Annotated in this window: 9 protein-coding genes; 5 read left to right on the top strand and 4 right to left on the bottom strand. The window is 70.3% G+C overall.

Features of this window, described 5'->3' with window-relative positions; translation table 11 throughout:
- The first annotated feature begins 14 nt into the window (after positions 1–14).
- Both G4D86_RS52185 and G4D86_RS21855 read left to right on the top strand, forming a co-directional pair.
- Positions 15–1,967 carry a glycoside hydrolase family 16 protein gene (locus tag G4D86_RS52185; protein ID WP_205519672.1) on the top strand — a complete coding sequence of 651 codons (1,953 nt, stop codon included), beginning with the start codon at positions 15–17 and terminating at the stop codon, positions 1,965–1,967.
- Between the two features lie 232 nt (positions 1,968–2,199).
- Positions 2,200–2,565: a VOC family protein gene (locus G4D86_RS21855; protein ID WP_163995906.1), complete on the top strand. Its 366-nt coding sequence runs from the start codon at positions 2,200–2,202 to the stop codon at positions 2,563–2,565.
- Here G4D86_RS21855 and G4D86_RS21850 read toward each other — a convergent pair.
- Together G4D86_RS21850 and G4D86_RS53030 are read right to left on the bottom strand one after the other, a co-directional pair.
- Entirely contained in the window at positions 2,540–3,505 is a 966-nt protein-coding gene (locus tag G4D86_RS21850; protein ID WP_163995905.1) for a CPBP family intramembrane glutamic endopeptidase, read from the bottom strand. The genes G4D86_RS21855 and G4D86_RS21850 overlap by 26 nt on opposite strands.
- An 11-nt stretch (positions 3,506–3,516) precedes the next feature.
- Positions 3,517–4,893 (bottom strand): alpha/beta fold hydrolase, encoded by a 1,377-nt coding sequence (locus G4D86_RS53030; RefSeq protein ID WP_163995904.1) that lies wholly within the window; start codon positions 4,891–4,893, stop codon positions 3,517–3,519.
- 112 nt (positions 4,894–5,005) lie between these two features.
- On the opposite strand from G4D86_RS53030, the gene G4D86_RS21840 reads away from it, so the two are divergent.
- Entirely contained in the window at positions 5,006–5,941 is a 936-nt protein-coding gene (locus tag G4D86_RS21840; RefSeq protein WP_163995903.1) for an AraC family transcriptional regulator, read from the top strand.
- A gap of 24 nt (positions 5,942–5,965) precedes the next feature.
- Here G4D86_RS21840 and G4D86_RS21835 read toward each other — a convergent pair whose 3' ends face one another.
- Positions 5,966–6,388: a hypothetical protein gene (locus G4D86_RS21835; RefSeq protein WP_163995902.1), complete on the bottom strand. Its 423-nt coding sequence runs from the start codon at positions 6,386–6,388 to the stop codon at positions 5,966–5,968.
- Positions 6,389–6,435: 47 nt separating this feature from the next.
- Between G4D86_RS21835 and G4D86_RS21830 the strand changes: the two genes are divergently transcribed.
- Both G4D86_RS21830 and G4D86_RS21825 read left to right on the top strand, forming a co-directional pair.
- Positions 6,436–7,125 (top strand): MerR family transcriptional regulator, encoded by a 690-nt coding sequence (locus tag G4D86_RS21830; RefSeq protein WP_163995901.1) that lies wholly within the window; start codon positions 6,436–6,438, stop codon positions 7,123–7,125.
- A gap of 203 nt (positions 7,126–7,328) precedes the next feature.
- Positions 7,329–9,419 carry a sensor histidine kinase gene (locus G4D86_RS21825; protein ID WP_163995900.1) on the top strand — a complete coding sequence of 697 codons (2,091 nt, stop codon included), beginning with the start codon at positions 7,329–7,331 and terminating at the stop codon, positions 9,417–9,419.
- On the opposite strand, the gene G4D86_RS21820 is transcribed toward G4D86_RS21825, so the two are convergent.
- Positions 9,370–15,426 carry an ATP-binding protein gene (locus G4D86_RS21820; RefSeq protein WP_240360393.1) on the bottom strand — a complete coding sequence of 2,019 codons (6,057 nt, stop codon included), beginning with the start codon at positions 15,424–15,426 and terminating at the stop codon, positions 9,370–9,372. The genes G4D86_RS21825 and G4D86_RS21820 overlap by 50 nt on opposite strands.
- Positions 15,427–15,618 lie beyond the last annotated feature (192 nt).

The raw sequence follows: 15,618 nt of genomic DNA, 5'->3' as shown, positions 1-15,618 counted from the left end.
ACCGAGAGGGCTCCATGAAACTTCATCAAAGACTCTTCGAATCTGGCTATGCGGTACTGCTCGCGTTCTTCCTCCTGGCGCTGAGCCCGGAGGCGCGAGCCCAGGGCACCACGGTGCAGCGGCTCGGCACCCCCAGCCTGTCGGCGGCGCCGGGCCAGTCCGTGACGCTGGCGATGCGCTTCAACGCGGCGCCCATGGCGGAGGACTACGCGGTCTTCATCCACTTCATCGACTCGGCTGGCGTGAATCGCGCGCCGTCCAGCGTCGACCACGCGCCGCCCGTTCCGACCTCCCAGTGGAGCGGCACCGTCGCCTACAACCACACGGTGACGCTGCCGGCGTCCCTGCCGAAGGGCACCTACTCCGTCCGCGTGGGCCTCTACCAGACCCACTCTCCCTGGGGCCGCGCGGCCCTGACGACGGGGACGGGCGTCACCGTCGATGACCAGCTCCGCTACACCGTCGGCACGCTCACCGTGGGCGCGGCGACGTCGGAAATCCTCCAGCTCGCCACCCCGAGCCTGTCCGCGCAGCCGGGGCAGTCGGTGACACTGGGCATGCGGTGGAATGCCGTGCCGCAGGGTCAGGACTATTACGTCTTCGTCCACTTCGTGGATGCCAATGGCGTGCAGCAGGCGCTCAGCGGTGACCACCTGCCGCCGGTCAGCACGGCGACGTGGAGCGGCGCCGTTTCCTACAACCGGACGGTGACGGTGCCCACGGGCTTTCCGGCCGGGCAGTACACCATCCGCGCGGGCCTCTACCCGATGTCCGCGCCGAACAGCCGCGTCACCTTGAAGCCAGGGCCTGGCGTCACCGCGGACACCGAGACGCGCTACACCATTGGCACGCTCACCGTCGGCCAGCCGCAGACCACCACCCAGGTGCTGCAACTCTCCACCCCGAGCCTGTCCGCGCAGCCAGGACAGACGGTGACGCTGGGCATGCGGTGGAACGCCGTGCCGATGTCCCTGAACTATTACGTCTTCGTCCACTTCGTGAGCTCGAGCGGTGTGCAGATGGCGCTCAGCGGCGACCACCTGCCTCCCGTCGATACCTCCGTCTGGAGCGGTGCCATCTCCTACAACAGCAGCGTGACGGTGCCGGCGAATTTCCCCGCCGGCCAGTACACGATTCGGGTGGGGCTCTACCCCATGTCCGCGCCGGACAGCCGCGTCACGCTGGCGACGGGGCCGGGCGTCACCGCCGACAATGAGACGCGCTACACCGTCGGCACGCTCACCGTCTCCGGGGGTACTTCGTCTTCCGGCGGGCCCGTCGGCCAGGATGCCAGCCAGTACGTGCTGACCTTCTCGGAGGAGTTCAACAGCGGCTACGACACCAGCAAGTGGAACGACCACATCTGGTACGAGACCTCCAATCCGACCCTCAACTACGCGGTGAAGAACGGCGTGCTGAAGATCTGGCCGCAGCGCGATGCCAGCGGGAACTTCTTCAACCGCACCATCGACACCGACGGGAAGTACTACCAGACGTATGGCTACTTCGAGATGGAGGCGAAGCTGCCCGTGGGCCGAGGCGTGTGGCCGGCATTCTGGCTGTTCAACCACCCCGGTGACCGCAGGCCCGAAATCGACATCATGGAGGCGTACCCCGGCGGAGGCCCGAGCTCCGGCTGGGGTGACTCCAACCTGCACCCCGTCGCCTTCGCCGCGACGGTATGGAACAACGGCGCCAGCAATCCCGCGGCCGGCAGCAAGACGCTGCAGACGGTGGACCTGTCCGCGGGCTTCCACACGTACGCGGTGAAGTGGGAGCCGGGCCGGCAGACGTACTACTTCGACGGGCAGCCGTTCTGGACCCTGAACGTCAGCATGTCCGACCCGATGTACCTCATGCTGGACCTGTGGTTCGGCAGCGCGAGCGGCACGCCCGACGGCTCGACGCCCACGGGGGAGGACAACTCCTTCGAGGTCAACTACGTCCGCGCCTGGCAGTTCAAGTAGTGCTCACTGGGCCCGCTTCGGACACGCCGGAGCGGGCCTCGCCATCCACTCGGGGAAAGCGACCGCGCTTGCACCGGAGGACGCGGCCCCTTATTTTGCGCGCCGGTCGGAAAACGGCAGAGCGGTTCGGTGAGCCCCGCTCACTCCCACGGTGGGAGCACTTGTTCCACCTCGTTCAGGTGAGAACCCACGGCCATGCAAGGCACACGTGTGCCTTACAGAGGCTCCCACCATGAAGCTGAATCACCTCGACCTGCAGGTCCCCGACGTCCAGCGCACCGCTCTGTTCTTCGAGCGCTACTTCGACTTCGAGCACGGCTCCAATCGCGCCTCGCCGGCCATCGCCATCCTCTCGGACCGGCATGGCCTCGTGCTCGTGTTGCAGAAGCTCAAGGACCCGGCGCAGGCCTACCCGGAAGGGTTCCACCTCGGCTTCTACGTCGACACCGAAGACGCCGTGATGCAGTTCCACGCCCGAGCGACGGGCGACGGGCTGGACGTCTCCGAGGTCATCCGGAACAACCGCGGCACCATGGTGTACTGCAAGGCGCCGGGTGACCTCCTCGTCGAGGTCAACTGCCGCCCACGCTCGTCCTGAGCCGCACGGGGACGACGCTGTTCCGGCGCACCAGCACCAGGGCCCCCACCACCAGCAGCGGGCACACGATGAGCATCGTCACGTGCAGGGGGGTGGGGAGCTGCGAGGAGGGCGTCGCGTAGCGGGTGAGCAGGAATGACACCGCGTTGTTGAGGATGTGCACGCACACCGGCAGGCGCACGCTGCCGGTGTGCTCGGCGAGCCACCCCAGGAACAGGCCCATCGCCAGGGCGATGGGGCTGTGGATGGGGTCCATGTGCATGACGCCGAAGAGCGTGGCCGCGGCGGCGATGCCCGCCGTGCGGCCCCAGCGCTCCACCAGTCGGCCCTGCAGGTAGCCGCGGAAGAACAACTCCTCGGCCGTGCCCGCGACCAGCGCGCCGAAGAGCATCAACAACGCGAACGCCCCGGCCGAGGCCCCGCTGGTGGCCTGGATTCCCTTCAGCGTGGTGGTCCAGTCCCACGCGCCGGTGAGGATGGTGGCGCTCTCCATCGCCTGCCCCAGCGCGCAGCAGCCCACCACGGTGGCCGCCCACACCCAGGCAGGCAGCGGTGCCCCGGCCTGGAGGCGCAGCCGCTCGCGCCACGGCTGGGGAGACAGCGAGGCGCCCAGGAGCGCCACCGCGAGCGTGGTGGTGCTGGACATCACGATGCTCGCCACGTGGAGCCAGGGCCTCAGCTTGAGTTGCTCCACCAGGGCGTTGATGGCCGCAGTGTCCTGGGGCTTCGCGCCGGTGCGCGCCAGCTCCACGGCCACTGCGATGCCGAACATGAGGGCCCCGGCCACCACGAGCGTCACCAACGTGAGCACGAACGCGAGGAAGACGGTCCACACGCGCGGGCGCGCCGGAGCGAGCGGCGTCGTGGCATGGAGTGGGACGGACAGCGGCGCGGGGGAGGGCGTACTGTCAGTGGAGGAGGGCTCGGACTGGGAATCCATCGCGCGCGACCTTAGCGCGCAATGCCTCCCACGCGAACCCCCGGGCTGGCGGACGACATGAATGCGCGGATCTCCGAGATGACTTCCTCCGAGGTGTCTTCGAAGAAGAAGTGGCTCGCATTGGGGAACTCGACGGTCTTGTGATTGGGAAGGGTCTGTTCCCAGCGCTCGAGGTCGCTCCGGGGGAAGCCGGGGTCCTTCTGCGCCCAGAAGATGAGCGCCTGTTTGTCTTTGAGGGCGGGAAGGCCGGCCTCCAGCTCCGCGAACCAGTCGTTCGCTGCGGTAATCTGGCCCGGATAGAAGGCGGCAATGCCGCGTCGGCCGAGCGGCCGGAACGGACGCACGTAGACGTCCGCCACGTCGGCAGGCAGCTCGCGGACGATGCTGTCCTTCAGCGCGAATGTGGCAATCCCGTTGAAGTTGGTCTGCACGAACTCACCCACGGGCCCGCCGGCGATGACCGACCAGATGCCGCGCGGCTCGCTCGTGCTCGTCCTCCACGCCCAGGTGCTCCCCAGGATGAGGCGGCGCACGAGCTCGGGACGGCGCTCCGCGAAGCTGGTGCCGATGGGCCCACCCCAGTCCTGCATGGCCAGTGTCACGTCACGAAGCCCGAGCTGGGCGACGAACTCCTCCAGGACGCGGCTCTCCTCGCCAGGGGTGAAGCCGAACCCGTCCGGCGCCTGGGACAGGCCGAAGCCGGGGTAGTCGAGCGCGATGCAGCGGTACGAGCCGCGAAGCCCACGAATCAAATCTCTCCACTGGAAGGACCAGGACGGGTTGCCGTGCAGGAAGAGCAGCGTCTCGCCGTGTCCTTCGTCCACGTAGTGGATGCGCGCGCCGCTCGGGAGGTCGATGAACCGGTGCTCGACGTCGAACATCGAGCGCGGGATGTCGGCAACGGCGGGCGGCGCGGCGCGCTCGCTCGCGAGCGCCGCGAAGACGCCAGCGGCTTCGAGCGTCCCGAAGAGCACGAGGGTGGCCACACCAAGACGCGAGCGGCGCGTGCGCTCGGCGGAGCGGGGGACGAACCAGGCCACGGCGGCGGCAGCGGCGAGGACGGCGGGGAGCCCGGCGGCGGCGAGCCCGCGAGGGCCCAGGAGGGCCATTCCCAGGAGCAGGACCAGCGCGAGCCCGGAGACCGCCATGGCCAGCGCACGTCGTGGCCGGCCCGCACGTCCGGCAAGCGCGCGGTACGCGAACGCCGCGCCCACCGCGATGAGCACGCACACGGGCGTCACGACCGCATAGCGGAGCTCGGGGAAGAAGGTGAGCCCACGGGTGCGCGGCACCACCGCGATGGCGAGCGTTGCGAGCAGCACGGCAGGGACGGACGCCGCCCATCCCGACGCGAGCGTGCGAAGAACCTTCGGAGTTGCTGATTCCATGGTGTGACCTCCTCCGTTTCGCGAAGTACCGTAGGTCCGAGCCGGAGGACTGTCAGTGCCTGGAACGCCAGAAGAAGTATCCAATCGTCCAAACCTGAGGGCGCTCGCGAGCGTGGACCCGTTCAGCGACGTGTTCACCGCGATGCGCGTCAGGAGTGCGCTGTATTGCCGGATGGAGGCCACCGCGCCATGGGGCGTGAAGTTCCCCGGCTCGCCGCACGCGAAGTTCGGGCTGGTGACGCGCGGGAGCTGCTGGCTGGAAGTCGCCGGGGAGCCGAGCCCGATTCCCCTGCGCGGCGGTGATTGCTACGTCGTCGCGCCCGACGTCGGAATCACCGTGCGCGACGCGCTCCGCACCCGTCCCGTCGACGGGGAGGCGCTCATCCAGCAGAAGGTCGGCGACTTGCTCCACCTGGGAGGCGGCGGCGTGCGCACCCACGTCATCACCGGCCTGTTCGAGTTCGACGCGTGGAGCGGCAAGCCCGTCTTCGAGATGCTGCCGGGCGTCCTGTGCGTGCGGGGCGACGAGGCCCAGGCCAGCGCGCTGGGGGCGACGCTCAACCTCCTGGCGCTCGAGACCGCGGCGCCCACCATCGGCTCCCCCGTCGTCATCAACCGGCTGGCGGAGATTCTCTTCGTGCAGACGATTCGCGCACACTACGCATCGGGCAGGGCGGGCGAGCAGGGGTGGCTGGCGGCGCTCGGGAGCGGGCCGCTCGGCGCCGCGCTGCGCGCGATGCACCATTCGCCCGCGCACCCCTGGTCGGTCGAGGCGCTCGCCAGCGTGGCGGGCATGTCGCGCTCGGCCTTCGCCCTGCGCTTCAAGGCACAGGTGGGTGAGACGCCGCTGGAGTACCTGACGCGCTGGCGGATGTACAAGGCGGGGTGCCTGCTGCGCGACGGGGACTCCGGGCTCGCGGAAATCGCCGATGCCGTCGGGTACGAGTCCCCCGGCGCCTTCAACCGGGCCTTCCAGCGCGTCCACGCGCAGACCCCGGGCGAGTTCAGGCGTCGCACCCGTGTGGATGCCGCGGCCCGGGCCGGATAGCGACGGGCGGACGGGGCCAGCGGCTCACGCGGCCGAGAGGCCCGCGAGGAGCAGCCCCGTGCCCGCCGCCAGCAGCCCGAGCGTGAGCGAGCCCACGCCCACCCAGAGCAGGGCCATGAGCCGGTTGGGGCGCTGCGGGTCCTTCCCGAGGACGGACAGGAAGAACCCCGCCGGCATGAGCAGCGCGGACACCGGCACGCCGTAGCGCGCGACCAGGTCGAAGGCGAACGGCAACTTCGCGGCGTCGATGACCGCGAGGATGGCGATGCTGAGCACCAGGAGCACCGCCGCATGGGCGTGCCCCGCGCGGAAGAAGTTCTTCTGCAGCGTGTTCGCGGGGACAATTCCCCGGCCGACGCGGGTGAGGAACCAGCCACCCGACTCCACCGTGATGAGCGAGAGGAGGAGGGTGCCGATGAGGATGAGGGTGTGAGGTTGGATACTCATGGTATCCAATGTTAGATAGCGTAGCTATCCAGTGCAAGGAAATCCGCATGCGCATCTCCGAGCTCGTGGAGCGGACAGGCGTCCCGCTCGCGACCATCAAGTACTACCTGCGCGAGGGGCTGCTCCCGGCCGGCGAGGCGACCGCCGCGACGCGGGCCGAATACGGCGAGGCCCACGTGCGCCGCATCGCCGTGATTCGCGCGCTCACCGAGACGGTCGGCCTCAGCGTGCAGAAGGCGCGCGAGGTGCTCCGGCTCATCGACCAGCCCCGGGACTCCCTCTTCGACACCTTCGGCCAGGCCATCGAGGCCCTGCCGCCGGAAGTGACGCCGGAGGCCACGGCCGACTACCCGCGCGCCCGTGCCGTGCTGGAGAAGCTCGGCCAGCTCTATGACCCCCGCTTCGCCGCCGTCGCCCAGCTCGAGCGCGCGCTCGCCGCCGCCGAGGCCGCCGGCATCCCCCTGGACGACGCGCGACTCGCCGTCTACGGGCCGCACATCCGCGCCATCGCCGAGTTTGACATCAGCCGCATGCCACTGGACGACGCCACGGCGGCCGTCGAGTACGCCGTGCTCGGCACCGCGCTCCACGAGCCCGTGCTCGTCGCGCTCCGCCGTCTCGCGCATCAGGACGTCGCGGCCCGGCGGTACGGCGTCGCTCCGCCCGCGACACCGCCCGCGTCGAGGAAGTCCGCGCGCAAGTCCCCCCGTGCGCGGAGCCGGCCCAAGGGGAGCTGAGGCTGCGGGAGCGCCATAGCGGGCAGCCGGGCTCGGCGGCCCCGCCAGGCGGGCGTCGACGCCCTTGGGGAAGCGTCGGGACGAGGCACGACGGATTATGGATGTAGGGCGAGGACCGCCTGCCTGGAGCGGGCGACGGCCGGTATTCCCATCTTTCATGCACCTGGGATGGGACCCCCCTTCCCAGGGCAGGGGGCTCTGGCATGAGGTGGTTGCGAGAGCTGCGAAGCACCACGCGCGAGACGCTGGTGACGGTGGGCTGGGCCACCGTGCTGGGGTGCTTCTTCTTCGGCCTCGGGGTGGTGAGCGAGCGCACCACCTTTGCTCCCTACAACAGTGCCTCCATCTGGCTGCCGAGTGGACTGGCGCTCGCGGTGCTCGTCCGGGTCGAGCGCCGCCACTGGGGCATCCTCCTCGTCGCCATCTTCCTCGCCGAGCTGGCCAAGGTGCTGGTGCTCGGCGGTGCGCTTCCCCTGGCCCTGGCGTGGGCGGCAGCCAACTGCCTCCGTGCACTGCTGGGGGCGGCTCTCCTGTGCGCCTGGGCGGGGAGGCCGGTGCGGCTGCAGTACGTCCGCGAAGTCGCCGGCCTCATCCTCTTCGGAGGGCTGCTCGGGCCGCTCGTCAGCGCGACGCTCGGGGCCGCGTCGATGATGCTCTGGCTGGAGGGCGCGGCCCCCTTTTCCACCGAATGGCGCGCCTGGTTTCTGGCCGACTCGCTGGGAACCCTGCTGCTGACGCCGCTGCTGCTCACATGGTGGCCCCTCCCACGAGAGTTCGCGCGTCCGCGGTGCCTGGCCGAGCTGGTCCTCGTCCTCGGTGCAGTGGCGGCGGTGTGCCACTTCGTCCTCGGAGGCTCCATGCGCTGGGCCTTCCCCTATCTTCCCTTTCCCCTGCTCATCTGGGCGGCATTCTGGTTGGGGCCGGCGGGAACGGCCGCCGCGGTGGCGGCGCTCGCGGGCTTCACGCTGGGAGAAACAGTCGCCGGGCGTGGCCCTTTTTCCGGCGAACCCGTGTCGCTCGAGGCGCAGCTTCTCGCGACGCAGGCCTACCTCGTCGTGATGGGGCTCTCCGCCTCCGCGTTCGCGGCGCTGGTCGCGGAGCGCCGCGCTACCGCGCGCACCCACCGGTTCCTCGCCGACGTCGGGGTGCTCCTCGCCGAGTCCCTGGATGCTCGCCGCACGCTCTCCATCATCGCGGAGCGGGTGGTCCCCCATGTCGCCACGGGGTTCGCCGCATGGGTGGCGCAGGAAGACGGGCGGCTCGTCCAGGTGGCCGGGACGGGGGTGGGGCCGGAGCACCACTCGGTGCTCGCCGCCCGGCTGGTGCCTCCCCTCCAGCCATGGGTGGATCCGTCCGGGCGCATCATCCTGGTGCCGATGTCGGGCAGGGAGAAGCCGGTGGGCGCGCTGGTGCTGGTGTCGGAGGAGCGGTTGCGGCCGCTCCGCGCTCGCGAGCGGTGCCTTGCCGAGGAGCTCGCGCGGCGCTGTGCCCTGGCCGTGGAGAACGCCCGGCTCTTCGACCGCTCGCAGCAGGCCGTCCATGCTCGCGACGAGTTCATCGCCATCGCGGCCCACGAGCTGCGCACCCCGCTGACCGCCCTCCACCTGCAGCTGGGCACGCTCATGCGGTCGCTGAGCCAACGCCCGGTGGTCGAGTCGGTGCGGCGGAAGCTCCAGCTGGCCATCAAGCAGGTGACGCGCCTCTCACACCTGGTCGACAGCCTGCTCGATGTCGGGCGCATCCACTCCGGGCGTCTGGAGCTCGCCCGCGAGGAGGTGCGACTCGACGAGCTCGCGCGCACCACGGCGGAGCGTTTCAGGGAGCAGCTCGAGCGGGCCGGCTGCCCGCTGCTGCTGCGCCTCGAGGACGACGTGACTGGAGAGTGGGACAGGCTCCGCATCGAGCAGGTGCTCACCAACCTGCTCTCCAATGCCGTGAAGTTCGGCGCGGGACGCCCCATCGAGGTGGAGGTGTCCCGGGCCGGCGACCGGGCCCTCCTCAGCGTGAGGGACCATGGGGTGGGGATGGATGCCCAGGCACTCGCGCGTGTCTTCGGCCGCTTCGAGCAGGCGGTGTCCCCGCGCGAGTATGGGGGGCTCGGGCTGGGGCTCTACCTCGCGCAGGAGATTGTCGAAGCGCATGGGGGCCGGGTGCATGCCGCGAGCCGCCCCGGCGAGGGCGCCACCTTCACGGTGGAGCTTCCCGCGCTCCCCGAAGAGGCGCCCAGCCATGGGGGACCGGGGTTCAGCGAACAGGCCGCCGAAGGGCTGGGTCCATCGGGAGCACCACCGTGAAGGTGGCCCCTCCGCCCTCCGTTCGCGTCAGGTGGATGGCGCCCCCGTGGGCCTCCGCGATGTGGCGAGCCATCCACAGGCCCAGTCCGAAGCCCCCATAGTTCCGGGTGGGCGCGGCACGCTCGAAGCGGCTGAAGATGCGCTCCGCGTCCTCGATCGCGACACCTCCGCCATGGTCCACGATGCGAATCGAAGCGCCGCGTGCGTCCCCGGCCACGGTGACTTCCACCGGCTTGCCCATCCCGAACTTGAGGGCGTTGTCGAGAAGGCCCTCCACCAATTGGCGCAACCGCGCACGGTCATAGGTCCCCACGACGGGCGAGCTCGCGCTCAACGTGAGGGTGCAGCCCATGCGTGCGGCCCTCTCTCGCGTCTCCTCGACGATGGCACCCACCATCGTGGAGAGGTCGGCTTGCTCCGGGGCGAGCTCCAGGTGGCCCGAGACGAGCTCCGCCACCTCGACGAGCTGCTCCACCTGCCGCGTCAGGCGGTGGAGCTGTCGCTCCGCGGCGTGGGCCCGGGTGCTCACGTCCTCGGGAGCCGGCGCGGCGCGCTCCCCGGAGGTGACGCCGCGAATCAATGACCGGACGCTCAGTGACAGCGCGCTCAGGGGCGTGCGCAGCTCGTGGCTCACGACGTTGAGCCACTCGTCGCGCGCCTTCACCGTCGCGCGGAGCTGTTCCTCGGCATGTGCATGTTGCGCCACGTCCCGGCGCACGCGCGCCATCTCCAACTGGGTCCGCACCCGGGCGAGCAGCTCCCGTGCCGAGAAGGGCTTGACCAGGTAGTCATCCGCGCCGCTGTGCAGCCCCTCCACCGTGGACTCGTCGCCCGCTCGGGCGGACAGGAGGATGATGGGGATGGCCCGCGTGCGCTCGTCGGCGCGCAGGGCGCGCACCAGTCCGAAGCCGTCCAGCCCTGGCATCATCACATCGGAGAGGATGAGGTCCGGCGGGTGGGCGCGCGCCTCTTCGAGGGCCTTGTTCCCGTCCGTCGCCATCTGGACGTTGGGGAAGATGCGCCGGAGCAACCCGGAGACGTAGGCGCGCAGGTCCGCGTTGTCGTCCACCAGGAGGATGCGGGAGCGCGCGTACTCCGGCGGCACCTCGACCGCGCCGTCGAGTCCTCCGAGGCTGGAGGTGTCCTCCGCGTCCCCGGCGCCCGAGGACCAGCGCCGGGCCTCCTCGACGAAGGGCGTGGCGCCAGCCGCGGAGGCGCGCGTCCTGAGCGTCTGCTGGATTCGCTCCGGGGGAAGGTGTGCCGAGCCGCGCGGCAGGCGCACGGTGAAGGTGCTGCCCTCACCCAGGCTGCTCGTCACCGCGACGCTGCCGCCGTGCATCTTCACCAGCTCCTGCACCAGGGCGAGGCCGATGCCGGTTCCCTCGTGGCTGCGTCCCTCGGTGGCGCGGACGCGATAGAAGCGCTCGAAGACGCGCGGGAGCTCTTCCTCGGGGATGCCCACGCCCGTGTCCCGGACGGTGAGGACGGCCTGCTCGCCCGTCCACTCGAGGCCGACGCGGATTTCACCCCGGTGGGTGTACTTCACGGCGTTCGAGAGGAGGTTCAGGACAACCTTCTCCCACAGGTCCGGGTCGACGTAGATGGGCTCGGGCAGCGGCGGGCAGTCCACCACCAGCCTCAAGCCCGCGCTCGCCGCGGCGGATTCGAATGCGCTGGCCAGGTGGCTGGTGATGCGCGCGAGGTCCGTCGGAGCGAACGTCGCCTGGGCCCGGCCCGCCTCCATCCGCGAGAAGTCGAGGAGGGTGTTGACCATCTTGTAGAGCCGCAGGGCATTGCGGCGCACCAGGTCCAGCTCCGCTCCCTCCAGGGCCTTGCGTGTCCGGGACAGCGCGTCCTCGATGGGGCCGAGAATCAGCGTCAGCGGAGTCCGGAACTCGTGGCTCACGTTGCTGAAGAACGCCGTCTTGGCCTGGTCGAGCTGGGCGAGCTCCTCCGCCCGCTTCTTCTCCTGCTCATAGGCGCGGGCGCTGGAGATGCTGGCGGCGAGCTGCCGCGCCAGGAGCTGCAGGAAGCCCCGGTACTCGTCATCGAGCGCGCGGAGCGGGCTGAGCCCGACGACGAGCACGCCCGTCGTCTCCGCGTCCGCGCCCATGGCCACCGGAAGCAGGAGGGCCCGCGTCGTGGGCTCGGGCCAGGGCCCGCCCGGGAGGGGGCCGAATCTGGAGTGGAGGTCTTCGACCAGCACCTCCTGCCCCGTGCGAGCCACGCCCTGAAGCGGCCAGGACGTCGTGTCGCCAGGGCTCAGCTCGGTGGGCGCGGCGCGCGCTCCCTGGGCCAGGCCGGCGCGGCTGACCAGGTGCGCCGTGTCGGCCTTGACGGCGTAGAGGAGGGCGAAGGGCACATCGTTGCCGGCCTGCGCGAGGACGACATCCAGCGAGCGGTAGATGTCCTCGACCTTCTTGTCGAGGGCCGTGCGGATGGACAGCTCCCGGAGGATGGCCAGCTGCCGGTCACCGACCACCTGACGCGTCGTCTCGCTCGCGATGGCGAAGAGGCCCGCGATTTCTCCCTGCTCGCCAATGGTCGGGTTGTAGGACCAGGTGAAGTAGGCCTCTTCCCTCAAGCCGCCGGGCCGCCGCGCGAAGTTGACGTTCCCGTTCTCGATGAACAGCGGCTCGCCCGTCTCGTGAACGCGCTTCATCAAGGGGCCGAGGAGGGTCCATTCCTCGGCGAGCGCCTCATTCCCGCGCGCGCCCATGGTCTGCGGATGCTTCGCGCCGAGGATGGGCCGGAACGGGTCGTTGTACAGCATGATGAGCTCCGGCCCCCAGAAGAGGATGATGGGGTAGGGGGAGCGGAGCATGGTGCTGACGGACGTGCGCAGGGACTGCGGCCAGCGCTCGAGCGGACCCAGCGGGTTTTGGGACCAGTCGATGGAGCGCATCAGGGCGCCCATCTCGCCGCCGCCCTGGATGAAGGCTTCCCCGGTGGCCGGCCGCGTCGGCGGTGGGTGCGCCTGGAGATGAGCGACCACCGCCGCGGGCACGACGGCCTTCGCCGTGCGCTCGAGCGGGAGTGAGAAGGAGAACGTGCTGCCGCCGCCGGGCGGGCTCTCCAACTGGATGCGCCCGCCGTGGCCTTCCACGATGCCCTTCGCGATGGAGAGGCCCAGGCCATGGCCCTCGCGCCGCTTCTGGGCCGCGTGCCAGTAGCGGTCGAAGATGTGGGGTTGTGCTTCGAGCGGGATTCCGGGGCCGGTGTCCGCCACGCTGAAGCGGAGGCTCCCGGTGTCCTGCTCGGACTCCACCCGCACCCGCACGGTGCCGCCGGGGGGCGTGAACTTGATTGCATTGGAGAGGAGGTTTCCGAGGACCTGGAGGATTCGCTCCCGGTCGCACGGCACCGGCGGGAGGCCGGCGGCGATGTCGGTCTGGAGCGTGACGCCCTTCTCCATCGCCTGCGGCTCGAAGGTCTCGCGCACGTCGCGGACCAGCTCCTCCACCGCGTGGGGCCGGGGCTCGAGTGAGAGGCTGCCGGAGTCGATGCTCGCCAGGTCGAGCAGGTCCCCCACGAGCCGGTTCATGCGGCCCACGGAGCGGAGGACGGAGTCCGTCTGCCTGCGCCTCCGGGCATCGCGCTCGTCCTGGCCCAGGGAGCGCTGGAGGAGCTCCGTGGCGGCGCTGATGCTGGCCAGGGGAGAGCGCAGGTCGTGACTGACGATGGCCAGCGTCTCCTCGCGGGAGCGGGTGGCTCGCTCGGCTTCGGCGAGCAGCCGGCTGGCTTCCTCTGCGTGGGCGCGCTCGGCCTGGACGGCCTGCCGGCGCAGGTGGGAGACGGTGAGCTGCGCGTTGACGCGGGCGAGGAGCTCGTTCGCGGAGAAGGGCTTGACGAGGTATTCGTCGGCGCCGCTCTTCAGGCCCTCGATGGTGGCCTCTTCTCCCGCGCGCGCGGAGAGCAGCACCACCGGGATGGTCCGGGTGCGCGGGTCCGTGCGCAGCATGCGGACCAGGTCGAGGCCGTTCATGCCCGGCATCATCACGTCGGACAGGATGAGGTCCGGGGGATGTGCCTGGGCCGCGGCGAGCGCCCGCGCACCGTCGCTCACCGCCTCCACCGTCCAGTGCGGCGACAGCAGGCGCGAGAGGTAGGTGCGCATGTCGGTGTTGTCGTCCGCGACCAGGATGCGCGCACCCGCCTGGAGCGGAGAAGGTGCCGCCTGCGCGGGGCGCGGCGCCGTGAGCGGAGCGCTGGCGTCGTTCCATTGGGAGACCTCGGCGAGGAACGCGTCAGGTCCAATCCCGGTGGGCGCGAGCGCCCGGGCCTCACCGAGCTGCTCCCGGGGCAGGTGCGCGGCGCCGGTCGGGAGGCTCACGCTGAAGGTGGTGCCCTTGCCGAGGACGCTCTTCACCGACACCTGCCCACCGTGCAGGTGCACCAGCTCCCGCACCAGGGCGAGGCCGATGCCGGTACCCTCGTGACTCCGCCCTCGCGCGCCCTCCACCCGGTGGAAGCGCTCGAAGATGCGCGCCAGCTCCGCGTCGGGGATGCCCGTGCCCGTGTCCTGGACGGTGAGCTCCACGCGCTCGCCCAGCCACTTCAGCGCGACGCGGATTCCGCCCTGGAAGGTGAACTTGAAGGCGTTGGAGATGAGGTTGAGGACAATCTTCTCCCACATCGTCGGGTCGACATAGATGGCCTCCGGCAGGGCGGGGCACTCCACCACCAGCTCGAGGTCGGCGGACGTCATCGCCGAGTCGAAGGTGCTCGCGAGGTCCCGGGTGAGCGCGGCGAGGTCCGTGGGGACGAAGGAGGCCCTGGCACGCCCCGCCTCGAAGCGGGCGAAGTCCAGCAGCGTGTTGACGAGCTTCTGGAGCCTGAGGCCGCCGCGCCGCACCAGCTCCTGGCGCTCGCGCTGTCCGGGCGGGAGCGGCTCCCGGACGTCCGCCAGGCCGTCCTCGACAGGCCCCAACATCAGGGTGAGGGGCGTGCGGAACTCATGACTGACGTTGCTGAAGAAGGCCGTCTTGGCGCGGTCCAGCTCGGCGAGGGCTTCGGCCCGTTTCCTTTCCTCCTCGTAGGCGCGGGCGTTGCTGACGGCCGTGGCGAGGTGGTCCGCCACCAGGCCCAGGAACCCGCGGTAGTCGTCGTCCAGCGGGCGGCGCGCGCTCAGGCCCACGACGAGAAAACCGTAGGCGCGCTCGGCCCCCGGACGGGAGATGGGCAGCACCCAGGCGGAGTGGGGAGACTCGGGCCACGCGCCGCCGGGCAGCTCGCCGAAATGGGCGCGCACGTCGGAGACGAGCCGGGCGCTCTGGGTTGCCATGACCTCGTGGAAGGGCCATGGGGCGCTGGCCGGGTCCTCGCTGGAGTGCGTCCATCCCGCCGTCGCCACCAGGGTGGGGTGCGTGCCCGTCTCTTCCAGCCGGTAGAGCAGGGCGAAGGGTACGTCGAAGGCGTTGCCCTCCAGCGCCCGGGCTGCTTCCCGCCAGGCTTCTTCCTCCCGCTTCACCGCCCCCGCGCGTTCCGCGAGGTCCCTCAGCGTCCGCAGCCGCCGCTCTCCGAGGACGCGGTTGGTGGTCTCCGTCACGGTGACGAGGACGCCACCGACGCCCGCGCTCTCGTCACGGATGGGGCTGTAGGAGCAGATGAAGTAGCACTCCTCGGTGAACCCGTGGCGGTCCAGGGGGAGCAGGAAGTCCGTCAGACCGACGGCCCTTCCCTCCATCACCCCTTCGAACATGGGCCCGATGATGTGCCAGATTTCCGCGAACGTTTCGCGCGTGCTCCGCCCCATGGCGGCGGGGTGCTTCGTCGAGCCCAGGATGGGGCGGTAACCGTCGTTGTACAGCTGGACGAAGTCCGGTCCCCACGCGATGTACATGGGGAAGCGCGACTCCAGCAGGATGCTCACCGCGGTGCGAAGGCTCTGGGGCCAGTGCTTCACCGCACCGATGGCCGTCTTCGACCAATCCGTGGCGCGGATGAGGGCGCCCATCTCGCCTCCGCCCGCGAGCACCTCGGCGGAGTTCTCGAAGGTTGAAGGCATGCTCGTTGTGGCTTCGCGAGAATCCGTCGAGTGCTTCATCGAGTCTTTCGCTACCACACGCCGTTTGGGGCCCAAGCCGGATGTGGACGAAGGTTGGGACGTCAACTCCGGATGACCACCTGCCGAGCCATCAGGCCCTGCCCGACAACGCCTGGTTCCCTGCCCTGAAATCCCGCCGTGGCACCTTGCGTC

Origin of the sequence: Pyxidicoccus caerfyrddinensis (genome assembly GCF_010894405.1) — a bacterium.
Lineage (GTDB): Bacteria > Myxococcota > Myxococcia > Myxococcales > Myxococcaceae > Myxococcus > Myxococcus caerfyrddinensis.
This window is presented reverse-complemented; position numbering and strand designations above follow the sequence as displayed.